We start from the raw sequence: 22,075 nt of genomic DNA on the forward strand, positions 1-22,075 counted from the left end.
AAATCTTACAAGAAAGCAGGCAACCGCCTTGGTCATCTCCCGAAGGGCAAAAAAAAATGACATCCGCAGATGTCATTTCTATCTAAAAAACTAATAATAAATTCGCTTAAATCTCAATAGACAGGCCATCATAGGCCAACGCCATACCTGCAGGCAATTCCTTCATTACTTCATCATGCAAACCCAGCTGGTGGCTGATATGCGTAAAAAATACCTGTGGAATCTCCAGCTCCTGCCCTAAAGCCACGGCTTCATCGAGGGTAAAATGCGAAATATGCTTTTCCCTGCGTAGTGCATTCACTACCATCACTTTAGAGCCACGGATCTTGTCTTTCTCCTCCGGTGCGATGGAATTGGCATCCGTGATGTAAGTGAAGTCGTGGATACGGAAACCGGTAACCGGCATCTTGTAGTGCATCACCTGTATGGGAATGATTTTCAGGCCATTCACTTCAAATGGTTCATCATCAATGGCGCGCAGGTTGATTTCGGGGATACCAGGATATTTATAATCGGCAAAGGCATAGGCAAACTCGCGCATGATCACATTTTGGGAGAAATCTGTCGCGTAGATATCTATCGGACTTTGCTGAAAATAATTGAAGGCACGGATATCATCCATGCCGGCGATATGATCTTTATGAGAATGCGTAATTAAGACGGCTTCCAGGTGCTGGACCTTTTCCCGCAGCATCTGGTATCGGAAATCCGGTGTAGTATCTACCACAATATTACCGGCAGGTGAAGAGATCATAATACTGCTGCGCAACCGTTTGTCTTTGTGATTGGCAGAACTGCACACCTCACAGCCACAGGCGATTACAGGTACTCCCTGCGATGTTCCGGTCCCTAGAAAAGTTACTTTCATTCCTATTGCTTTTGTCTTTTGACTATTCAGTTACATCGGCATCCTTACCTGGTTCGGCCGCTGTATCGTCCGCAACAGGCTTACTGCTGAGAATCTGTTTGTATAACTTATGCGACTCGGCGGTGAGTAAATCCTCATCGAGTGGCAAGGTGGTCAGAATATCCAACAGTGTATTGATACGTCCTTCCAGGTTAAGAAACTTGTTAATAACCACTACTTTCTTGTGTTCCAGAATGCAGTAGCCGGAAGTAAAAGTTCCTTTTTCGAAGCGCAGTACATATTTGGCATCATCGAAAATCTTTTCCAGCTTGCTAAGGTTATTGGGCGTGACTTTTAAATTCATGCTGCAAAAATAATTAAAAGCAGATAGCGATGGGCTATTTAGAAACCAACCGGGCTACCGGCACAATCATTTCTTCCAGCGAAATACCGCCGTGCTGGAAGGTATTCCGGTAATAATTCACAAAATAATTGTAGTTATTCGGGTAGCAAAGATACCCGTCTTCCCTGGCAAATATGTAGGAAGAATTCACATTAGGCTTTGGCAAACCTGCTTCCCTGGGGTCTCTGAAGGCGAGCACCTCTTTAGGATCATAGTTCAGGTTACGCCCATGTTTATAGCGCAGGTTGGTGGTCGTTTGCTTATCCCCGATCACCTTCACCGGTGTTTTCACCCTTACACTGCCATGGTCTGTGGCCACGATCAGGTTGATTTTTTTGTCGCCCAGGCGTTTCAGGGCCTGGTGTAGCGGCGAATGCTCGAACCAGCTGGCGGTAATGGAACGGTACGACGTTTCGTCGCCCGCCAGTTCTTTCAGCACTTCCATTTCCGTGCGTGCGTGGCTCAGCATATCCACGAAGTTGTAGACGATGATAGACAGGTGATAATCCATGATATTATGGATATTGGCCAACATTTGCTGAGCATCTGTATGGTTTACCACTTTGGTATAGGAGAAGCGGGTGTCCATACGGAGGCGCTGGAGCTGGGCCGCAAAAAACTGCTCTTCGTAGAGGTTTTTGCCACCTTCTTCATCATCGTTTTTCCATTCTTCCGGGAATTTATGCTCGATATCTATCGGCAGCAGGCCGGCGAAAATGGCGTTACGACTGTATTGTGTACTGGTAGGCAGGATACTGTAGAAAGTATCTTCTTCCACCAGGCGGAAAGATTCCAGGAAAATCGGCAGGATAGCCTTCCACTGGTCGAGGCGGAGGTTGTCTATCAGCAGGAATACGTTGGGAACGTTGGGATCCAGTGCAGGAACGATTTTATCTCTGAAAAGGGTGTGCGACATCACCGGGGCATCCTGTGCTTTGGGATGTAGCCAATCGCTGTAATTTCTGCTGATAAACTTCGCGAATTCTGTATTGGCTTCCGCTTTCTGGGCATTGAACACTTCCAGCATTTCAGGGCTGTCAGTTTTGGACATTTCCATTTCCCAGTAAACCAGTTTTTTGTAGATATCCATCCATTCGGCGTGGTCAGGGTTGGAATTGAGTGCCATAAAGAGGGTCCTGAATTGCTGCTGGTAGGCGCTGGTCGTCTTTTCGGCTATAAGTCGTTTATTATCAATTATTTTTTTGAGAGATAGTAATACCTGATTAGGATTTACAGGTTTGATGAGGTAATCCGTGATCTGGGAGCCAATGGCGTCATCCATCACGTTTTCCGCTTCATTTTTGGTGATCATGACCACCGGAATCTGCTGGTCAATTTCTTTTATTTTCCCCAGGGTTTCCAGGCCGGTGATGCCGGGCATGGATTCGTCGAGGAGAACGACGTCTACTACCTGTTCTTTCAGGAACTCCAGGGCATCGTAGCCGTTGGTGAGGGCAGATACCTTGTAACCTTTATTCTCTAAAAAGATGATCTGCGATTTCAGGGAATCGATTTCATCATCTACCCATAGTATATTTATCTGGCTCATAGTTAGTATTAAAAAGTCTTTAAAACAGGAAATTAACCCATTTTTTTGGCAATAATCGTGTGGGTAGTGTCATCGAACTGAAATTATTCGTTAAAAACATAACCTTAAATTAAAATGACCTGCTTAAAAATAGGGGTGGGTCATAAAGTTATTTACCTTTGCAAATACAATTTTTCATACCTGTGATTCGTCTCCAGAAATATGAAAAATAGGGGTAAGTGGCTCCAAAGACGTCATTATAAGTAAAAATATTACATATAATTAATTCCTGGTGTAGCTTTGCAGCGGATACAGGATAAATACTGGGTGTGGAAAAACCGTTTGGATTGAATAACTAAATGCAATGACCGAAAGCAAGCGAAAAATTGTTAATGATCCGGTGTATGGCTTTATTACCATAGATCACCCGTTGATACTTAACCTCATATCCCATCCATATTACCAGCGTTTAAGGCGCATTCATCAGATGGCGCTGGCTCATTTGGTTTATCCCGGTGCGGTTCATACCCGTTTTCATCATTCTTTAGGGGCTTACCACCTGATGTGTGGGGCATTGCAGGAGCTGAAGGGCAAGGGAGTGGAAATTACTCCTGAGGAAGAGGTTGCTTCAAAAATGGCCATATTATTGCATGATATCGGCCATGGGCCATATTCTCATGCTTTAGAGCATGGTATTATTGAAGGCGTTTCCCATGAAGCCATTTCCCATTGGCTGATGGAGGCACTGAATAAAGAGATGAACGGGGCGCTGACGCTCACATTGGATATTTTCAACGGACGTTACCATAAAAAATTTCTTCATCAGCTGGTGTCAAGTCAGCTGGACGTAGATAGAATGGATTACCTGAACAGGGACAGCTTTTTCACGGGTGTTTCTGAGGGAGTGATTGGTTATGACCGCATTATAAAGATGTTGACGGTACATAAGGGTGAGTTGATGGTAGAAGAGAAGGGTATTTATTCTATAGAGAAATTTATTATTGCCAGGAGGCTGATGTACTGGCAGGTATACCTGCATAAGACGGTGCTGAGTGCGGAGAATATGCTGGTAAAGATCCTGGTGAGGGCGAGAAAGCTTGCACAGGCGGGGGAAAAGCTTTTCTGTTCACCGGCTTTGGAGTATTTCCTGTATAACCATATAACCAAAGACAATTTCGAAAAGGATCCGGAATGCCTGCAGATGTTCTGCATGCTGGACGATTATGATATACTGGGCGCTATAAAAGTATGGACTACGCATAAGGACCAGGTGCTGTCCCTTTTATGCAAATGGCTAATAAACAGGCAGTTATTTAAGGTTGTATTAAGTCATGAGCCATTTGATGAGGAGTCGCTACAGTTGTTCAGACAACAGGTTAAAGAAAAATGGAATATTTCTGATCCTGATTTAGATTATTTTGTATTCTCAGACGCGGCCACATTGCGGGCATATAATATAAACGACGAAAAAATCAATATCCTGTTCAAAGATGGAACTGTGAAAGACATTTCATCGATTGACAATGCACTGATTAGCCATACACTGGCTATACCGGTAAAAAAATTCTACATTTGTCATCCAAAAATTCAGGTGAATGGTGTTTTATAAGGCACTAAAACATAATAAAAACAGTTTATATAAACTGATATAGCCTGAAAAACATATCAATTTTAAACTATGCAGTTTAGCGCATTACAATTAGCTACCATGCTGGATGGGAAGCTGGAGGGGAATCCGGATGTGAAAGTGAGCAACATCGGCAAGATTGAAGAAGCCGGTGAGGGCATGCTCAGCTTCATAGCGAACCCAAAATATGAAGAGTTCCTGTATACCACTAAAGCGTCCATACTGCTCGTTAACGAGAGCCTGGTAATAGAACGTCCTATCGATGCTACACTCATCCGGGTAAAGGATGCGTATAGCAGCATGGCGCTCCTGCTGGAAAAGTATCATTATATGACCGGCAACAAAACCGGTATCCAGCAACCATCCTATGTACCCCAATCCGTTAAACTCGGCGAAAATGTATTTATAGGTGCATTTGCATATCTGGGTGAAAATGTGGTGTTGGGAAAAAATGTAAAGATTTATCCGGGGGTATACCTCGGTGATAACGTCATTGTAATGGACGACTCCGTACTTTACCCTGGCGTGAAAGTATACGAAAACTGTGTTGTTGGCAACAGAGTGGTGCTGCATGCAGGTTGTGTAATCGGTGGCGATGGCTTCGGATTTGCTCCGCAGCCGGACGGTGCCTATAAAAAAGTACCTCAGATCGGTAATGTGGTGATCCAGGATGATGTGGAAATTGGTTCCAATACCACCATCGACAGAGCCACCATGGGATCTACCGTTATTCAGAAAGGCGTTAAGCTGGACAACCTGATTCAGGTAGCCCATAACGTGGATATCGGACAGAATACCGTTATCGCGGCACAAACCGGTGTTTCCGGTAGTACCAAAGTAGGCCAGAACTGTGTGATCGGTGGTCAGGTAGGCATGGTAGGACATATCCACATCGCCGATGGTACCAAAATCAACGCCCAGAGCGGATTGTCAAAATCCATTACCATACCTAACTCTTCCCTGACCGGCTCTCCGGCGTACGATTATAAAAGTTCGCTGAAAAGTCAGGCAATTTTTAGAAATTTGCCCGATCTTGAAAAAAGGGTAAAAGAATTGGAAGAAATGGTAAGACAACTCCTGGCTGAAAAAGCAGGGGTGTAATACTTTAAAGCCGAAACAGTTATACATTAGATAATTATGATGGAAAATCAACAGTTGGAAAACCAGCATACATTGAAAGGTGACATTCACATTTCTGGTGTTGGTTTACACACTGGGGCCAGTGTGAATATGACTTTGAAGCCGGCCTCTCCAGGATTTGGGATTAAATTTCAACGTGTAGACCTGCCTAATCAGCCAGTTGTAAAAGCAGACGTGGACTATGTGGTTGATACCGCAAGAGGAACCACCCTGGAACATAACGGCGCCCGTGTGAGCACAGTAGAGCATCTGCTGGCAGCATTGGTTGGCACTGGTGTGGACAACGTGCTGATTGAACTGGATGGTCCTGAAATTCCTATCATGGATGGTAGTTCCCTGCCATTCATAGAAGCAATCGAGAAAATCGGTATCCAGGACCAGGACGCTAAGAAAATCTACTATACCATCGACACTAACATCACTTATTACGATGAGCAGAAGAAAGTGGAAATGGTAGCGCTCCCTGCGTTGAACTATAGTATTACCTGTCTGATAGACTTCAATAGCCCTGTACTGGGTACACAGCATGCCAAAATGAAAGGACTGGAACAGTTCCGTGATGATATCGCATCATCCCGCACGTTCTGCTTCCTGCATGAGCTGGAATACCTGCTGAACAACAACCTGATCAAAGGTGGTGATATCAATAACGCGATCGTAGTGGTAGACCGCGCGGTAAATGAAGACGATATGGCCCGTCTGGCTAAAGCCTTCAACCGCGAAACCATGTCTGTACAGCGTGAAGGTATCCTCAACAATATTGAGCTGCGTTTCCCTAACGAACCGGCACGTCACAAACTCCTGGACGTTGTAGGTGACCTCGCCCTGATCGGATATCCTATCAAGGCGCATATCATCGCCAACCGCCCGGGTCACGCTTCCAACGTGGAATTTGCACGTAAGATCAAAGCGTATATCAAAAAGAACAAGCATAACCAGGGCGTTCCTGTTTATGATCCGATGCAGCCACCAATCTTCGATACCCCACGTATCGAAAGAACCCTGCCGCACAGATACCCTATGCTGCTGGTGGATAAAATCATCGAACTGCAGGAAGAACGCGTAGTAGGTATCAAGAATGTTACCTTCAACGAAAACTTCTTCCAGGGCCACTTCCCTGGCAATCCTGTAATGCCTGGAGTTCTCCAGCTGGAAGCACTGGCACAGGTTGGTGGTATCCTGGCGCTGAACAGGGTAGCGGATCCTGAAAACTACGATACTTATTTCCTGAAAATCGACAACTGTAAATTCAAACAGAAAGTTTTTCCGGGAGATACCATGATTCTTAAAATGGAGTTGCTGAGTCCGATCAGAAGGGGAATAGTTGAGATGCGCGGCACCGTATTTATCGGCAATAAGGTAGCTACCGAAGCTGATATGATAGCACAAATTATTAAAACAAGAGAGAGCAAATAACAGCAATGATCCACCCGCTTACTTACATACATCCGGACGCCAAAGTTGCGCCAAATGTAAAAATTGATCCGTTTACTGTAATTCACAAAAACGTTGAAATAGGTGAAGGTACCTGGATCGGCTCCAACGTAACCATCATGGAAGGAGCCCGTATCGGCAGCAACTGTCGTATATTCCCAGGTGCAGTTATTTCTGCTATCCCTCAGGATTTAAAATATGCGGGTGAAGAAACTACCGTGGAAATCGGTAACAACACCACAATTCGTGAATATGTTACCATCAACCGCGGTACCAAAGACAAATGGAAAACCACTATCGGTAACAACTGTCTGATTATGGCTTACAGCCATATTGCTCACGATTGCGAAGTAGGTAACTACTGCGTATTCTCCAACAACACCACCCTGGCAGGCCACATCACCGTTGGTGATCACGTAGTATTAGCCGGAATGGTGGCAGTACAACAGTTCTGCAAAATCGGTGACCACGCATTCGTTACCGGCGGTTCCCTCGTACGTAAAGATGTTCCTCCTTTCGTAAAAGCCGCCCGTGAACCACTCTCTTATGTTGGTGTCAACTCTGTAGGCCTCAAAAGAAGAGGCTTCTCCGTTGAAAAAATTAACCACATCCTCGACATTTACCGTGTCATCTTCGTAAAAGGCTACAAGCTCTCCAAGGCTATCAGTATGATCGAAGCTGAATTCCCTGCTACTGACGAAAGAGATGAAGTACTCAACTTCATCCGTGAGTCCGGCCGCGGTATTATGAAAGGTTATACTTCCAGATCTAACGACGACTGATGACGATATCACTGAATCAGACTGGAAAGCGTTATAACTACGACTGGATATTCCGTCGGGTTGACTACTCCTTTCAGGATGGTGAAAGATATGCTATACTCGGTCCGAACGGATCAGGCAAATCCACACTACTACAAGTAATCAGCGGTGCCATTCAGCAAAATGAAGGCACCGTTTCATACAGCACACCGGAAGGGTCCATCCCCGTAGATGAATTCTTCCGGTATTGTGCTATTGCGGCCCCATACCTCGAACTGATCGAGGAACTCACCCTCCGCGAAAGCATCGAATTTCATTTACAGTTCAAAAACTTCCTGCCGGGAATAACGCCCCAAAAGGCGATGGAACTGGTAGGACTGGAAAAAGCTGCCAACAAACAGATCAGGCACTTTTCTTCCGGTATGAAACAGCGTACCAAACTGGCCCTGGCTATCTTTTCCGATGTGCCGGTGCTCTTCCTGGACGAACCCTGCACCAACCTCGACAATGCAGGTACAACCCTTTACCAGCAGCTTATCAGCGAATATGGCGGCAACCGCCTGATCATCGTTAGCTCCAACGATGAACGCGAATATTTTATGTGCAAGCACTTTATACATATCAGCGATTATAAAAAGTAGAGGGCGTTATTATATCTTCGCTGCTACTAAAAGCTGAACAAGCATGCAAACTGCCAATAAGAAAGTCATTAACGGCTGGGCCATGTACGATTGGGCCAACTCCGTTTATAACCTGGTTATCACCACTACCTTCTTCCCTATCTATTTCCTCGCTGTCACCAAAGAGAAAGTTTCCTTCCTGGGAATGAACTTTGTCAACTCAGCACTTTACAATTACACTATGGCAGCGGCTTTCCTGCTGGTAGCCATTGCCTCTCCCATCCTGTCTTCCATAGCAGATACCAGGGGAAACAAAAAGAACTTCCTGGTATTCTTTACACTGCTGGGGTCCATCTCCTGCAGCGCCCTGTATTTCTTCGACAGCAGCAACCTCTATTGGGGCGTCACCTTCTTTATGCTGGCCACAATGGGTTATTGCGGCGGACTGGTATTCTACAACTCTTATCTGCCTGAAATTGCCGCTCCTGAAGATCAGGACAACGTAAGTGCAAAAGGATTTGCCATGGGTTATATCGGTAGTGTGATCCTGCAACTGATAGGATTTGCGCTGGTGATCATCAAGCCATTTGGCATGACAGACGCCAAACCCGTACAGCTTACCTTCCTGCTGGTAGGCATTTGGTGGCTGGGATTTGCACAGATTACCTTCCGTGCGTTACCAGCAACCAGGAGTGCGGCCAAACATACCGGCAGCGCCCTCACAGAAGGCTTTACTGAATTGAAAAAAGTATACGCACAGGTGAAACTCATGCCAGTACTGAAATGCTTCCTTCGTGGTTTCTTCTTTTACAGCATGGGTGTACAAACTGTAATGCTGGCCGCTACCATTTTCGGCAGCAAAGTATTGCACCTCCCGGATACCAACCTGATTGCAACTGTGGTAATCATCCAGGTGGTAGCTATTCTGGGTGCCTGGGGGATGGCTAAACTTTCCGGTGTATATGGCAACCTGCGTGTAATCATTGCCGTTGTTATTATGTGGATCTTCATTTGCATTGCCGGTTATAAAATGCAGACGGCCATGCACTTCTATCTGTTGGCAACTGCTGTTGGCCTGGTTATGGGAGGTATTCAGTCGCTCAGCCGATCTACCTACGCGAAACTAATGCCTGAAACCAGGGATACGGCTTCTTTCTTCAGCTATTATGACGTAACTGAAAAGCTCTCCATCGTGATCGGTATGTTCTCCTTTGCTTATATAGATGACCTTACCAACAACCTCCGCTATTCCGTACTCGCATTGGTGGTGTTCTTCGTAATAGGACTGGTATGGGTCATCACAGCACTGTTGAAACAGAAGCAATTAGAAGCAGAAACCTTAACTTCGGTAAAAGCTTAATAATGAAATTATACACCATAGAAACCGGATTTTTCAAGTTAGATGGCGGCGCCATGTTTGGCGTTGTTCCTAAAACGATGTGGAATAAACTCAATCCGGCAGATGAAAACAATCTCTGCACCTGGGCCATGCGTTGCCTCCTCATTGAAGATGGTAAAAGGCTGATCCTGGTCGACAATGGTATCGGTGATAAACAGGATGCGAAATTCTTCGGTCATTACTATCTCCATGGTACAGATACGCTGGATAAATCACTGGCTGCACATGGTTTTCATAGAGATGATATCACCGATGTATTTCTCACACACCTGCATTTCGACCATTGTGGCGGAAGTATAGTAAGAGCGGGAGATAAACTGGTACCTGCCTTTAAAAACGCTACCTACTGGAGCAATGCCGACCACTGGCAATGGGCTACTGTACCCAACGACAGAGAAAAGGCCTCCTTCCTGAAGGAAAATATCCTTCCTATACAGGAAAGCGGACAGCTCAGATTCGTAGAAAACAAAGAAGGCATCGCTTTCACTGATCATGTGCGCATCCGCTTTGCCAATGGCCATACCGATGCCATGATGCTCCCTCAGATCAGCTATAAAGATCAGACCCTGATCTATATGGCCGATTTACTGCCTTCTATCGCACATATTCCATTGCCATATGTAATGGCCTATGATACGCGCCCGCTGATAACGCTCAACGAAAAGAAAAGCTTCCTGCAGGAGGCCGCAGAAAACAAATACATCCTGTTCTTTGAACACGACCCCGTGAATGAATGCTGTATCCTGCAACAGACAGAGAAAGGCATCCGTGCCGGCGATGCTTTCAAACTCAGCAGTATCTGATAATGTAAAGGGCCTGTCAGTATGTCATCCAGGGCTTTTACAGCACTAATTTTGATGATATACCACAGGAGAAATTTAAAAACATGGCAATACATATCACACCGGATAATAAGTTGAAAAAGCTGATCGTCGTGGGCGACCGCGTACTGATTAAACTGACTACTCCGCACGATCGTACTACCAGCGGTTTATACCTGCCTCCCGGTGTGCAGGAAAAAGAAAAGGTACAACAGGGATATGTCATCAAAACCGGCCCGGGGTATGCAATTCCCGTTCCTGTTGATGAAGATGATTCCTGGAAGCCGGAAGAGGATAAAATCAAATATATCCCTTTACAGGCCAAAGAAGGTGACCTCGCCATATTCCTGCTCAGTGGCTCTACTGAAGTAGTGTACCAGGATGAAAAGTATTATATCGTGCCACAGGGAGCGATATTGATGTTAGAAAGAGAAGAAGAATTGTAAGAATGATATTTATTTCCAGAAATCCCCGTATGCCTGCGGCATACGGGGATTTCTGGTTTACGGGGATGACAGCCATCCACGTAACCCCCTGAGGAGCAGGTATAATGACTGCTTTTCGTTATCTTCATACAAAACAAAACACCATGTCCAATAAAGATGCATTTCTCGAAAGCATAACAAAAGGATATACCTTCAAAGGTGAGCATTTCAGACTGGGTTGTGCAATGCTGGATGGTGAAGTAGTGAAAGGCGCGGATGTATTTCTTCCTTTAAAAACAATGAACAGGCACGGACTCATTGCCGGCGCCACAGGTACGGGAAAAACCAAGACCCTCCAGATCATTGCGGAAGGCCTCAGTGATGCCAGTGTACCGGTATTGCTGATGGACATCAAAGGAGACCTGAGCGGCATCGCAGCCGCCGGTACAGACAATCCCAAAATACAGGAACGATACCAGAAAATCGGCGGTAGCTGGAGCCCTGCGGCCTATCCGGCAGAATTGCTTTCCCTCAGCCAGGAGAAAGGCGTTCACCTGCGTGCCACCGTCTCTGAATTCGGCCCTGTCCTTCTCTCTAAAATATTAGAACTAAACGATACACAGGCCGGCGTGGTGGCCATGCTATTTAAATACTGCGACGATAACAAACTGCCGCTGCTGGACCTGAAAGACTTCAAAAAAGTACTGCAATATTCCAGTGATGAAGGCAAGGCAGAACTGGAAAAAGAATATGGGAAGATATCTACCACCTCCACCGGTACTATTCTCAGAAAAGTGATAGAACTGGAGCAACAAGGCGCCACTCAGTTCTTCGGCGAGAAATCCTTTGAAGTAGACGACCTCATGCGCATCAGTGATGATGGCCGTGGCATGATTTCCATACTCCGCGTAAGCGATATCCAGGACAGGCCAAAACTCTTTTCCACCTTCATGCTTAGCCTGCTGGCAGAATTATATTCCACCATGCCCGAAGAAGGCGACCTGGACAAACCCAAGCTCGTCATGTTTATCGATGAGGCACACCTGATCTTCAATGAAGCCAGCGACGCGCTCCTCAAACAAATCGATACCATCGTAAAACTGATCCGCTCCAAAGGTGTAGGCATCTTCTTCTGTACACAAAACCCCATGGATGTACCGGCTTCAGTACTGGGACAACTGGGTCTGAAAGTACAGCATGCACTACGTGCCTTCACCGCCAACGACCGCAAAACAATCAAACAGACAGCAGAAAACTATCCGCTCTCTGATTTCTATAAAACAGATGAATTGCTGACCCAGATCGGTATTGGAGAGGCACTGATCACCTGCCTGGACGAAAAAGGCATACCTACTCCCCTTGCAGCCACCATGCTGGTGTCTCCGCGCTCCCGCATGGATGTACTCACCGATGCTGAAATTGATGCACTGGTCAATAATTCCAAACTGGTTAAGAAATACGCCGAAACAATCGACAACGAAAGCGCCTACGAAATCCTTACCGCCAAACTCCAGGAAGCTGCCAATACGCCTGCGGCTAATACAACCGAAAAAACTGCCAAACCTAAAGAAGAAAAAAGTACTTTGGAAAAGGTTTTGGACAGCTCTGCCGGTAAACAGGCTATCCGTACTGCTACTAATATGATAACCAGGAGTGTACTCGGTGTATTAGGCCTCGGAGGACGCAGCAATAAGAAAAGCAGTTGGTTTTAAAACATTGATATTCATTATAAACAGATAGCTAACTATGAGTAAAGTTATTAAGACAGGCATTTGTTCCTTTGGTATGTCAGGACAGATATTCCACGCTCCTTTTATTCACGTGAATCCTAATTTCGAATTCACTGCAGTTGTAGAAAGAAGTAAAAACCTGGCTAAAACTAAATACCCTAACGTTAAAGTATACACGAACATCGACGATATGGTAAAAGACCCTGAGCTGGACCTGATCGTGGTTAATACTCCTAACTATACCCACTACGATTACACCAGAACAGCCCTGGAAGCAGGTAAACATGTAATCGTTGAAAAACCTTTCACCGTACATCACCAGGAAGCTCAGGAACTGATCGAGCTCGCTGCCAGCAAAGGTTTGCTGCTGAGCGTCTACCACAACCGCCGCTTCGACAGCGATTATAAAGTGGTGAAAAAAACCATCGAATCGGGCGTACTGGGCGATGTCATTGAGTTTGAAGTACACTACGACCGCTTCAAGGAAGAATTAAGCTATAAGAAACATAAAGAAGAGGCCTTACCCGGTACCGGCGGACTCTATGACCTGGGCTCTCACCTGATTGATCAGGCACTGACCATATTTGGCTTGCCAAGGAAGGTATGGGCAGATATCCGCATTATCCGTAAAGATTCTGTTGTAGATGATTATTTTGAACTGGTATTATTCTACGACACCCTGCGCGTAAGGCTGAAATCCAGCTACCTCGTCAAAGAGCCACTGGCAGCCTATCAGGTTCATGGCCGCATCGGGTCCTTCATTAAATCCAAATCAGACATCCAGGAAGCACAACTGCAACGTGGCCTGATGCCTGATAGCCCGGACTGGGGTGCTGAAGCGCCGCATGAATGGGGACTGCTCCACACTACTATCAATGGTAAAACAGTGAAAGAATTTGTACCAGGAGGTAGCGGTAACTATATGGACTATTACAATGGAATTTATGAAGCCATCGCCAATGGAGCACCTAATCCGGTAAATCCGCAGGATGGTGCCAATGTAGTACGTGTAATTGAAGCGGCTTTTGAGAGTAGCAATGGGGGTAAGGTGGTGAACTTCGCGTAATACCATACCGCTATAAAAGAATTGAAAATGGCATCAGCAATGATGCCATTTTTTATTTCTTCAATATCTTACCGGAGATATCCCGCTTTATCAATCCTTCATTTTCGAGGAATCGCAATACCTCCAGCAGGTTATTCTTACTGACATCTCTGCAGGATTGCTCTATTACATCCAGCTCTACCGGTTCCTGCAACAGGTTCATAACGGTATCGGTTATACGCTTAAATGCAGCCGCATCCAGTGCCGTGGCCTTTTTCTTCAGGCAGGTATCACATACGCCGCAAGGCGGTGTTCCCGATTCGCCAAAATACTTCACCAGCAACTGTGTACGGCATGTCGCGCTATTTCTCACATATGCGAAAACAGCTTCCAACCTATCCGTATACACTTTACGCCTCACCTCTATCCTGGCCATGTTGAGGCGGAGATTAGGGGCAGACACCCGTTCCTGCATAAAGCACAGCTGTGGCTCATCACGGCGGGGTGCGTATTTCAGGATACCATATTGATGCAACTGGTGCAGCATGGAAGAGATCTCATCTTCCTCAATCAACAAAATACGGCTGATCTGCCTTTCGTAGATAGGTACCGGGTTATCGAAGATACCTTCATAGGTACGGAGTAATGTCTGGATAAGCTCTGCCAGCGCCGGATATGCATCTTCGAACTGGTACAGCGTTTCTTTATTGGTAACAAATTCCGCGCGGGAAGGCAGCAATACGCTTTCACTCACCTGTAATATGCCCTCCTGTTCCATCAGCCGGATGGCACTGTAGGCTATGGTCAGGTTCAGCTGGAATACCCGGGCGAATTCGTTGATATCGAAATCGAAGTACACCCCTTCTGCGGAGCCTACCGGCACCTGCAGAAAGTTTACAATGCATTGATACACCTCGCGGATCTGCTCCAGTGAAGGGAATTGCATGGCTATGCGTGCATACATATCCGTTAGTTCCTCTTCGTTGTAGAGTAGCACTGCATAGGCCTTTTCCTCATCACGGCCGGCACGACCAGCTTCCTGGTAGTAGGCTTCCAGGCTATCAGGAAGGTCATAATGCACGACAATCTGCACATCAGGCTTGTCGATCCCCATTCCGAAGGCATTGGTGCATACCATTACCCTCGTCTCGTTATTGATCCATGCTTCCTGCCGGGCTGCACGCTCCTGCTGAGGCAGTCCGGCATGGTAGAAACTGGCGGGGATACCCTGTAATTGAAGCAGGGTGGCTATTTCGCGGGTACGTTTCCTGTTGCGGCAATAGATAATTCCACAACCAGGCACACGGTCCAGGATATGCTGAATTTTATCAACTTTAGTGGTTTCTTCCAGTACGCTATAGGAAAGATTAGCCCTGGCAAAGCTTTTACGGAATACCTTAGCATCCTTCATGAGGAGCTTATCGCAGATATCCGTTTGTACTTTAGGCGTAGCAGACGCTGTAAGCGCCAGTATAGGTGTATTTGGGAAGAAGCTGCGAATATCGGCAATCTGCAGGTAGGCAGGCCGGAAATCATAGCCCCATTGCGAAATACAGTGTGCCTCATCTACCGCGATCAGGTTTACCTGTAGTCCGTCGCAATAGGTTTGAAACAGCTTACTTTGTAATCTTTCAGGAGAAACGTAGAGGAATTTGCACCTTCCGCGGCGGGCAGCCTCCATGGCTACTTCCACCTCTTTATAGTGCATACCGGAGTAAATACAATAAGCGCTGATACCGCGTTTTTTCAGATTGGCCACCTGATCTTTCATCAGCGCGATCAGTGGCGTAACAACCAGACATACTCCTGGCTTCATCATTGCCGGCACCTGGAAACAGATGGATTTACCACCGCCGGTAGGCAACAATGCCAATGTATCATTTCCACTCAATACAGCCTTTACAATGTCTTCCTGTAAAGGTCTGAACTGATCATATCCCCAATATTGTTTAAGTATGTCTACAGGCTCCAAAATGAGTATGGTATTCGTTATGCGTTGTTGTACATCCGCAATTTACCATTAATTGGTGACTCTTTTGTAGCGTAGTCTTACTGAATTAATGGCCAGCACCACGTCCGACAAGCCCATTACGCCTGCCCCTACGATAGGGTTCAGGAATCCGAGGGCTGCCACCGGAATAGCGACCACATTGTAAGCAAAGGCCCAGAAGAGATTTTGTTTTATAGTGAGATAAGTATGTTTTCCGAGGCCCAGGGCCAGCGGGAGTGCTTCCAGGTTGTTGTTGAGCAATACCACATTGGCACTTTGCATCGCTACCTGTGTGGCATCGCTGAGAGAGATACCGATAGTAGCTTTGGAGAGTGCGGGTGCGTCGTTGATACCGTCGCCGACCATAGCCGTAGGCGCCGTTTTCATCAGCGCTTCTATCTTTTGCAGTTTCTGTTCAGGGGATTGTTCTGCATATACTTCCGTGATACCTATCAGCTGGGCCAGTTCATCGCATTTTCGTTTGGTATCACCGGAAAGCAGTATGGGCGTAATGCCCATCTGTTTCAGTTCTGTTATAACGATCACCGCTTCTGGCCGAAGTTCATCGATAAAGTCGATCCAGCCTGCCAGTTCCCCGTTTTTCAGGAGGTACAGGTTATGGCTATCATCGGTGGTAACGTCGCCGGCCATACGAAAGGAACCCAATTGCCATTCATTACCGGCTTTATCGTTTGCACGCATACCTAATCCCTTATGTTCCCTTACCTGTTGTAAAGGGGTGGTTTCTGTGGATTTCCAATGGCTTACAATAGATCTGGCAATGGGGTGAGAGGAGTATTTTTCGAGCGAATAAACAATCTGTTTAAACTCCGCTTCGGTCATCTGCTCATAATGATAATTACCTATTTGCAGTTTACCTGTGGTGAGTGTACCTGTTTTATCGAATACGATCTGGCGGATGTTTTTAAACATCTCCAGCGTATGACCACCTTTGATGAGGATACCATTTTTGGCGGCGCGTCCGAGTCCGACCATTACGGCAGCCGGCGTGGCCAGGCCCATGGCACATGGACAGGCAATTACCAGTACTGCTACGCTGCGCATCATGGCAGTGGCGAAGGTAGTATGCCCAATGAAATACCATCCCAGGAAGGTGATGGCCGCAATGCCGAGTACCAGCGGCACAAATATGGCGCTGATCCTGTCGGCGAGGCGTTGCATGGGAGGCTTATCCTGCTGCGCCTGTTTTACCAGCTCTATGATATAGGACAGTACCGTGTCTTTACCAGTGGCGGTAATAAATATTTTGATGCTGCCATCTTCCAGGATGGTACCACCAATTACTTTATCTTTTTCTCTTTTGGCCACAGGCATACTTTCACCGGTGATCATAGATTCGTTGGCATGTCCGCTGCCCCAGTAAACCGTTCCATCCATCGGGATTTTGTCGCCGGTATTTACCAGCACACAGTCACCGGTTTTCAGGGTACGGTTGTCTACTTCGTGAATATGTTCATGGCCATTTTCCTGGTGGATCAATCTGGCAGTGGTGATCTGCATTTTGGCCAGGTCGGTGATGGCAGAAGTGGTTTGTTTTACGGACCTTTCTTCCAGCAGGTTACCCAGGAAAACCAGTGTGAGGATGGCTGCTGTGGTTTCGTAGAAGAGGTAGTTATGATCGCCGTAGATGATGGTACCTACGAAGCTGTAGATAAAGGCTGCCGTGGCGCCCAGCGTCACCAGTACATCCATGTTGGCGATGCCATTGATGATGGAGCGGATGGCACTTTTCCCGAAATGAAGCATACCAACAATATATACAGGTAGCGTCAGTGCAAACTGTACCCATGGATTATGCAGCCATGGCCAGCTTACCCACATATGCATTAGCAACGGAAGCGTAAATATGAGGCAGAAAAAGAATTTAAAAGTGAGGGTACTATAGGGAGAAACGACGGTCGGGGGCGCGTCATCCAATACGACCCGGTAACCCATCTGATTGATTCCTTCCAATATCTCGGCAGAATTTCCGCCTTCAGGCAGGTTGAAGCTTACTTCCTCTGTGGCAAAGCTGACGTTTACCTCCTGCATTCCTTTTTTCTCCAGGTATTTGGAAACGTTCATTGCACAGTTGGTGCAGTGCATTCCTTCTACCTTGCAACTGATTGGTGTCATCTTGATACAAAGATACCCAACCATATTTCCCGGCCGTTGAATATTAATGCAACGTAGCAGCAAAATCTATATAATTATCTGTATAATAATAAATTATAAATAACATAATCATCAATACATTAGAAGAATTTAACATAGTGTAAATAGGAGAAAAATGCAATAAATTTGTTGATGCGTTGGACATTTTCACAGGAAGAATTACCGGTAATTGCCCGTGATTTCTGGAAGGAGTATGGAAACAGAAGAGTATTTACATTAGAAGGCCCTATGGGTGCCGGCAAAACAACGTTGGTAAAAGCATTATGTGCAGCAGCCGGCGTATCAGATACCACTGCCAGTCCCACCTTCTCGATTATTAATGAATATAATTACAAAGATGACACCGGTAAAATCCGCCGGATATATCATCTGGATCTCTATAGATTAAGGGATGAAGATGAGGCGATTACAGCAGGTGTCGAAGACACAATCTATCAGGATGCCATTAGTTTTATAGAATGGCCGGACGTAATAGCAGCATTGCTTCCCGACGACACCGTTCACCTTCAGATCAGTGTATTACCTGATCAAAAAAGGGAGCTGCGTGAAGCGGACCCAAGAAACAAATAACTTATCTTTGATAGTTACCTTTTCAAACACAGATCAATACTGACAGTATATGGAGCAAAGGCCTAAACCTGTAGTGAGTGCTGGGTTCAGTTATTCGCCACTGGAAGAAACGCTGGATATACCCACCAAGAATTCCCGTTTATTTATCGGTATTCCCAAAGAATCCTCTTTCCAGGAAAACCGTATTGCCCTCACGCCCGATGCTGTCAGCATACTAGCTGCCCACGGCCACCATATTGTGGTGGAGCATAAAGCGGGAGACGCCTCTCACTTTTATGATACCGACTACTCTGAAGCCGGCGCAGAAATCCTTTACGACCGTAAAGAAGTATTTAAAGCAGAGATTATTGTGAAGTCGGCCCCGCTGACCGATGATGAAATCGAGCTGCTGCACCCTCACCAGATCATCATTTCCCCTATACATCTGGCTGCACTGAAAGCCTACCAGGTACAGCGAATGATGGACAAACGTATCACCCTGTTATCTTTCGAGAACCTGAAAGATGATTCAGGCACCTACCCTATTGTACGTGCGATGAGTGAAATTGCCGGCGGCGCCGTCATGCTGATTGCCGGACAATACCTGAGCAACGACAATAAAGGAAAAGGTATACTGCTGGGCGGTATTACCGGTATCCCTCCTACCAAGGTGGTGATTATCGGGGCTGGTATCGTTGGGGAATTTGCTGCCCGTACTGCTATGGCACTCGGCGCATCCGTAAAGGTATTTGACAATAACATCTATAAACTGAAACGTTTACAGAATAATATCGGGGTTCGTGTATTCACCAGCGTTATACAACCCAAAGTGCTGGCTGAACAATTGCGTAATGCCGATGTGGCTGTAGGCGCCCTTTCCAGCCAGAGCGGCCGTACACCTATTGTGGTTACCGAATCCATGGTAAGCAATATGAAAGCCGGTTCCGTTATCGTGGATGTAAGTATCGACCGTGGTGGGTGCTTTGAGACATCCGAAATTACTACGCATGAAAATCCGGTATTCAAGAAATATGATGTGGTGCATTATTGCGTCCCTAATATTCCGTCAGGATTTGCGAGAACAGCCTCAGAAGCCATCAGTAACGTACTGATGCCATTACTCGTAGAAGCTGCGGATGATGGCGGATTTGAGAACCTGGTGTGGATAAAACGCGGGGTACGTAATGGTATCTATCTCTATAAAGGTGCATTGACCAACTACCACCTGAGTGAGAAATTTAAACTGAAATATACTGACCTGGAGCTGTTATTAGCAGTAAAGGGTTAAGCAGGATTATAAAGAAAAACTCCCGATTATCCGCCTTCGGCAGATGATCGGGAGTTTTTTTATGGACCACCTGTGGTGACCCATAAATATCGAAACAACTATATTTCCAAAGAATAACCCATCAGCAGCGCTGCAATAATAACAGCACCTACTACGATTCTATAATAACCCCACATTTTAAACCCATACTTTTTCAGGGCGCCGATGAAGAATTTGATCGCCAGCATAGCCACGACAAACGCTACCAGGTTACCTACCAGCAGGAGTTTCATACTTTCAGGATGCTCAAGGAGCAATTTATGGCCTTTCAGCAGTTTATAACCGGTAGCCGCCGCCATAGTAGGCACTGCCAGGAAGAAACTGAATTCAGCAGCGGCGTTGCGGGTCAGCTTCTGCTGCATACCACCGATAATAGAGGCCGCACTGCGACTAACACCTGGAATCAGCGCCAGGCACTGATAGAAACCGATACGCAGGGCTGTGAAAATATTTACGTCATTTTCAGACGTGATAGTACCACCCTGGAACCATTTATCCACAAATAACAGGATAATACCACCCAGAAACAACGTGATACCCACGGTAAGCGGACTTTCCAGCAGCTGATCAATTTTATCGCTGAAGAGATATCCCATGATAAGCGCCGGGATAACGGCTACCGCCAGCTTAATATAGAAATTAAGGCGGTTCTTATCGAAAACGAAGAATTTTTTCCAGTACAGTACCACTACCGCCAGGATAGCGCCCAGCTGGATACATACCTCAAAAAGTTTGGTGAATTCGTCTTTACTGATGCCAAGGATAGAGCTCACAATAATCATATGACCGGTGGAGGAAATTGGCAGAAACTCCGTTAAACCTTCTACTATCGCAATGATAATAGCCTGAAAAAAAGTCATGGAAAACAATATGGTTAAAAGTGAAAAAAAAAGCGATGAGTGTTAGGTCATCGCTATATAGAATTACAGTGTTAATGTTGGATTAGGCCTCCTGTTTAGGACGGCGCATGATGGCGTATATTTCAAACACCAGGCCCAGCAGGATTACAATTGGTGCCAGGGTGATACGGCGGAAGCTATATACGTCTTCTGGTTTGAAAACAGTTGGATCATCATTTTTTCCACCCATCATAAGCAGGAAGCCGATAATTACGATCACGAGACCTACTGCCATCAGGCGGTAATTCGCCGCCGGGAAAATAGGGCGTTCAGCAACAGTTTCATTCGTAACGGCTGTAGGATTAAGCGGTTTCGTTTGCGCTGCGTTAGGTTTTATGCTAAGTTTAGCCATGTTTTTATGATTAATATCTTCAAAAATAAACTATTAATACAGATCATCCAGCTTCAGGCGCAGATATTTCATTACTGAACGGTGCGTGCTCAGGAGTGAAATTGCGATACCGATGACGATTATTCCCAGGAAAAGCATGGCGATCATAAGATTATCACGCATACCGGTCAGTTCCGGGAGCATTTTATCGGCCAGCGACATGAGCGCGAGTAATCCGGCGATAGCCACCAGCGCGGCAATAGCACCATTGATAATGCTGCGCAGATCGAATGGCTTGGCAATAAACCAACGGGTTGCTCCTACCATCTGCATGGTTTTTATAAGGAAGCGGTTGCTGAACATTGCCAGACGGATGGTATTATCGATCAGGAAAATGACTGCCAGGCAAAGTACCCCGCAGATAATCAGGATGATCATACCGATACGCTGTACGTTTTCATTCAGTTTGCTTACCAGCACACGCTGGTAAGACATCTCACGAACGATAGGCTGCTGTGACAGTGCCTTTTCGATTACATTAAGACTATCTGCATTTACATAATTGGCATTCGCTTTTATGTTAATGCTGGCATATAATGGATTATACTGAAGCAGATTGATGAAATCTTCCCCGAATTCCTTTTTGAAACGCTCCGCCGCCATATCTTTCGAAACATATTCAATAGTTTTGATATATGGTTTTGAAGCGATGGAATCGCGGAGGGCAATCGCCTGACTTTCTTTAACATTATCTCTTAAAATAACCTGTACCTCAATACTTTCCTTAAAGTATTTGCTCAGTTTATTTGCGTGTATCACCACCAATCCAAGGGTTCCCAGGAGGAATAGTACCAGGGCCACTCCGACGATAGAGTACAGGTAAGATGGTTTAGACTTTTTTGCTGATGATCTTCCTGATTGCGCCATTAATCTGTAGTTTATCCGGCGAAAATAATAAAAATTAGTAGTTATGTGTTTAATTTTGCCCTTCAATACAATCGGAAAGGCAGCATTCTGAACGGCA

At 45.8% G+C, this 22,075-nt stretch carries 20 protein-coding genes; 12 read left to right on the forward strand and 8 right to left on the reverse strand.

Features of this window, described 5'->3' with window-relative positions; all coding sequences use genetic code 11:
* Positions 1-106: 106 nt before the first annotated feature.
* Genes F3J22_RS00370 through F3J22_RS00380 form a run of 3 tightly spaced genes read right to left on the reverse strand, consistent with a single transcriptional unit; the run spans position 107 to position 2,799 of the window.
* Complete coding sequence (locus F3J22_RS00370; RefSeq protein ID WP_167013176.1) at positions 107-868, reverse strand: MBL fold metallo-hydrolase; 762 nt, start codon at positions 866-868, stop codon at positions 107-109.
* A gap of 22 nt (positions 869-890) precedes the next feature.
* Complete coding sequence (locus tag F3J22_RS00375) at positions 891-1,211, reverse strand: hypothetical protein (RefSeq protein WP_167013178.1); 321 nt, start codon at positions 1,209-1,211, stop codon at positions 891-893.
* A gap of 34 nt (positions 1,212-1,245) precedes the next feature.
* Entirely contained in the window at positions 1,246-2,799 is a 1,554-nt protein-coding gene (locus tag F3J22_RS00380; RefSeq protein WP_167013180.1) for a response regulator, read from the reverse strand.
* A gap of 343 nt (positions 2,800-3,142) precedes the next feature.
* Here F3J22_RS00380 and F3J22_RS00385 point away from each other — a divergent pair, with 343 nt between their 5' ends.
* From F3J22_RS00385 to F3J22_RS00430, 10 genes are all read left to right on the forward strand, one after another.
* A complete protein-coding gene (locus F3J22_RS00385) occupies positions 3,143-4,387 on the forward strand; it encodes an HD domain-containing protein (protein ID WP_167013182.1) in 1,245 nt (414 codons plus the stop codon).
* A 69-nt stretch (positions 4,388-4,456) separates the two neighbouring features.
* A complete protein-coding gene (gene lpxD, locus F3J22_RS00390; protein WP_167013184.1) occupies positions 4,457-5,506 on the forward strand; it encodes a UDP-3-O-(3-hydroxymyristoyl)glucosamine N-acyltransferase in 1,050 nt (349 codons plus the stop codon).
* A 36-nt stretch (positions 5,507-5,542) separates the two neighbouring features.
* The gene (locus tag F3J22_RS00395) at positions 5,543-6,961 is read left to right on the forward strand and encodes a bifunctional UDP-3-O-[3-hydroxymyristoyl] N-acetylglucosamine deacetylase/3-hydroxyacyl-ACP dehydratase (protein ID WP_240154972.1); all 1,419 of its coding nucleotides are present in this window, start codon (positions 5,543-5,545) and stop codon (positions 6,959-6,961) included.
* A gap of 5 nt (positions 6,962-6,966) precedes the next feature.
* Entirely contained in the window at positions 6,967-7,761 is a 795-nt protein-coding gene (gene lpxA, locus F3J22_RS00400; protein ID WP_167013186.1) for an acyl-ACP--UDP-N-acetylglucosamine O-acyltransferase, read from the forward strand.
* Positions 7,761-8,381 carry an ATP-binding cassette domain-containing protein gene (locus tag F3J22_RS00405; RefSeq protein WP_167013188.1) on the forward strand — a complete coding sequence of 207 codons (621 nt, stop codon included), beginning with the start codon at positions 7,761-7,763 and terminating at the stop codon, positions 8,379-8,381. Before lpxA ends, F3J22_RS00405 begins: the two co-directional genes overlap by 1 nt.
* Positions 8,382-8,424: 43 nt before the next feature.
* The gene (locus tag F3J22_RS00410) at positions 8,425-9,720 is read left to right on the forward strand and encodes an MFS transporter (protein WP_167013190.1); all 1,296 of its coding nucleotides are present in this window, start codon (positions 8,425-8,427) and stop codon (positions 9,718-9,720) included.
* 2 nt (positions 9,721-9,722) lie between these two features.
* Positions 9,723-10,562, forward strand: a complete 840-nt coding sequence (locus tag F3J22_RS00415) for an MBL fold metallo-hydrolase (protein ID WP_167013192.1) — start codon at positions 9,723-9,725, stop codon at positions 10,560-10,562.
* 83 nt (positions 10,563-10,645) lie between these two features.
* Positions 10,646-11,026: a co-chaperone GroES family protein gene (locus F3J22_RS00420; protein WP_205195123.1), complete on the forward strand. Its 381-nt coding sequence runs from the start codon at positions 10,646-10,648 to the stop codon at positions 11,024-11,026.
* Positions 11,027-11,169: 143 nt separating this feature from the next.
* Positions 11,170-12,717, forward strand: a complete 1,548-nt coding sequence (locus F3J22_RS00425) for a helicase HerA-like domain-containing protein (RefSeq protein WP_167013194.1) — start codon at positions 11,170-11,172, stop codon at positions 12,715-12,717.
* Positions 12,718-12,751: 34 nt separating this feature from the next.
* On the forward strand, positions 12,752-13,801 hold the full coding sequence (locus F3J22_RS00430; protein ID WP_167013196.1) for a Gfo/Idh/MocA family oxidoreductase: 1,050 nt from the start codon (positions 12,752-12,754) through the stop codon (positions 13,799-13,801).
* Positions 13,802-13,853: 52 nt separating this feature from the next.
* Here F3J22_RS00430 and F3J22_RS00435 read toward each other — a convergent pair whose 3' ends face one another.
* Positions 13,854-15,752 carry an ATP-dependent DNA helicase RecQ gene (locus tag F3J22_RS00435; RefSeq protein ID WP_205195124.1) on the reverse strand — a complete coding sequence of 633 codons (1,899 nt, stop codon included), beginning with the start codon at positions 15,750-15,752 and terminating at the stop codon, positions 13,854-13,856.
* 48 nt (positions 15,753-15,800) lie between these two features.
* The gene (locus F3J22_RS00440) at positions 15,801-17,906 is read right to left on the reverse strand and encodes a cation-translocating P-type ATPase (RefSeq protein WP_167013198.1); all 2,106 of its coding nucleotides are present in this window, start codon (positions 17,904-17,906) and stop codon (positions 15,801-15,803) included.
* Positions 17,907-18,077: 171 nt separating this feature from the next.
* Here F3J22_RS00440 and tsaE point away from each other — a divergent pair, with 171 nt between their 5' ends.
* Together tsaE and F3J22_RS00450 are read left to right on the forward strand one after the other, a co-directional pair.
* Positions 18,078-18,515 (forward strand): tRNA (adenosine(37)-N6)-threonylcarbamoyltransferase complex ATPase subunit type 1 TsaE, encoded by a 438-nt coding sequence (gene tsaE / locus F3J22_RS00445; RefSeq protein WP_167013200.1) that lies wholly within the window; start codon positions 18,078-18,080, stop codon positions 18,513-18,515.
* Between the two features lie 49 nt (positions 18,516-18,564).
* Complete coding sequence (locus F3J22_RS00450; protein ID WP_167013202.1) at positions 18,565-19,782, forward strand: alanine dehydrogenase; 1,218 nt, start codon at positions 18,565-18,567, stop codon at positions 19,780-19,782.
* Between the two features lie 98 nt (positions 19,783-19,880).
* Here F3J22_RS00450 and F3J22_RS00455 read toward each other — a convergent pair whose 3' ends face one another.
* From F3J22_RS00455 to F3J22_RS00465, 3 genes are all read right to left on the reverse strand, one after another.
* A complete protein-coding gene (locus F3J22_RS00455) occupies positions 19,881-20,681 on the reverse strand; it encodes an undecaprenyl-diphosphate phosphatase (protein ID WP_167013204.1) in 801 nt (266 codons plus the stop codon).
* An 82-nt stretch (positions 20,682-20,763) separates the two neighbouring features.
* The gene (locus F3J22_RS00460; RefSeq protein WP_167013207.1) at positions 20,764-21,072 is read right to left on the reverse strand and encodes a DUF3098 domain-containing protein; all 309 of its coding nucleotides are present in this window, start codon (positions 21,070-21,072) and stop codon (positions 20,764-20,766) included.
* A gap of 33 nt (positions 21,073-21,105) precedes the next feature.
* Positions 21,106-21,978, reverse strand: coding sequence for an ABC transporter permease (locus tag F3J22_RS00465; RefSeq protein WP_167013208.1), 873 nt, complete (start codon positions 21,976-21,978; stop codon positions 21,106-21,108).
* Positions 21,979-22,075 lie beyond the last annotated feature (97 nt).

Source organism: Chitinophaga sp. Cy-1792, assembly GCF_011752935.1.
Taxonomy (GTDB): domain Bacteria; phylum Bacteroidota; class Bacteroidia; order Chitinophagales; family Chitinophagaceae; genus Chitinophaga.

Coding starts and splice junctions, on each gene's coding strand:
- tsaE (WP_167013200.1), top strand. CDS start 18,078: ATGCGTTGGACATTTTCACAGGAAGAATTACCGGTAATTGCCCGTGAT.
- F3J22_RS00385 (WP_167013182.1), top strand. CDS start 3,143: ATGACCGAAAGCAAGCGAAAAATTGTTAATGATCCGGTGTATGGCTTT.
- F3J22_RS00440 (WP_167013198.1), bottom strand. CDS start 17,906: ATGACACCAATCAGTTGCAAGGTAGAAGGAATGCACTGCACCAACTGT.
- F3J22_RS00455 (WP_167013204.1), bottom strand. CDS start 20,681: ATGACTTTTTTTCAGGCTATTATCATTGCGATAGTAGAAGGTTTAACG.
- F3J22_RS00395 (WP_240154972.1), top strand. CDS start 5,543: ATGATGGAAAATCAACAGTTGGAAAACCAGCATACATTGAAAGGTGAC.
- lpxA (WP_167013186.1), top strand. CDS start 6,967: ATGATCCACCCGCTTACTTACATACATCCGGACGCCAAAGTTGCGCCA.
- F3J22_RS00375 (WP_167013178.1), bottom strand. CDS start 1,211: ATGAATTTAAAAGTCACGCCCAATAACCTTAGCAAGCTGGAAAAGATT.
- F3J22_RS00370 (WP_167013176.1), bottom strand. CDS start 868: ATGAAAGTAACTTTTCTAGGGACCGGAACATCGCAGGGAGTACCTGTA.
- F3J22_RS00380 (WP_167013180.1), bottom strand. CDS start 2,799: ATGAGCCAGATAAATATACTATGGGTAGATGATGAAATCGATTCCCTG.
- F3J22_RS00465 (WP_167013208.1), bottom strand. CDS start 21,978: ATGGCGCAATCAGGAAGATCATCAGCAAAAAAGTCTAAACCATCTTAC.
- lpxD (WP_167013184.1), top strand. CDS start 4,457: ATGCAGTTTAGCGCATTACAATTAGCTACCATGCTGGATGGGAAGCTG.
- F3J22_RS00425 (WP_167013194.1), top strand. CDS start 11,170: ATGTCCAATAAAGATGCATTTCTCGAAAGCATAACAAAAGGATATACC.
- F3J22_RS00430 (WP_167013196.1), top strand. CDS start 12,752: ATGAGTAAAGTTATTAAGACAGGCATTTGTTCCTTTGGTATGTCAGGA.
- F3J22_RS00460 (WP_167013207.1), bottom strand. CDS start 21,072: ATGGCTAAACTTAGCATAAAACCTAACGCAGCGCAAACGAAACCGCTT.
- F3J22_RS00405 (WP_167013188.1), top strand. CDS start 7,761: ATGACGATATCACTGAATCAGACTGGAAAGCGTTATAACTACGACTGG.
- F3J22_RS00410 (WP_167013190.1), top strand. CDS start 8,425: ATGCAAACTGCCAATAAGAAAGTCATTAACGGCTGGGCCATGTACGAT.
- F3J22_RS00415 (WP_167013192.1), top strand. CDS start 9,723: ATGAAATTATACACCATAGAAACCGGATTTTTCAAGTTAGATGGCGGC.
- F3J22_RS00450 (WP_167013202.1), top strand. CDS start 18,565: ATGGAGCAAAGGCCTAAACCTGTAGTGAGTGCTGGGTTCAGTTATTCG.
- F3J22_RS00420 (WP_205195123.1), top strand. CDS start 10,646: ATGGCAATACATATCACACCGGATAATAAGTTGAAAAAGCTGATCGTC.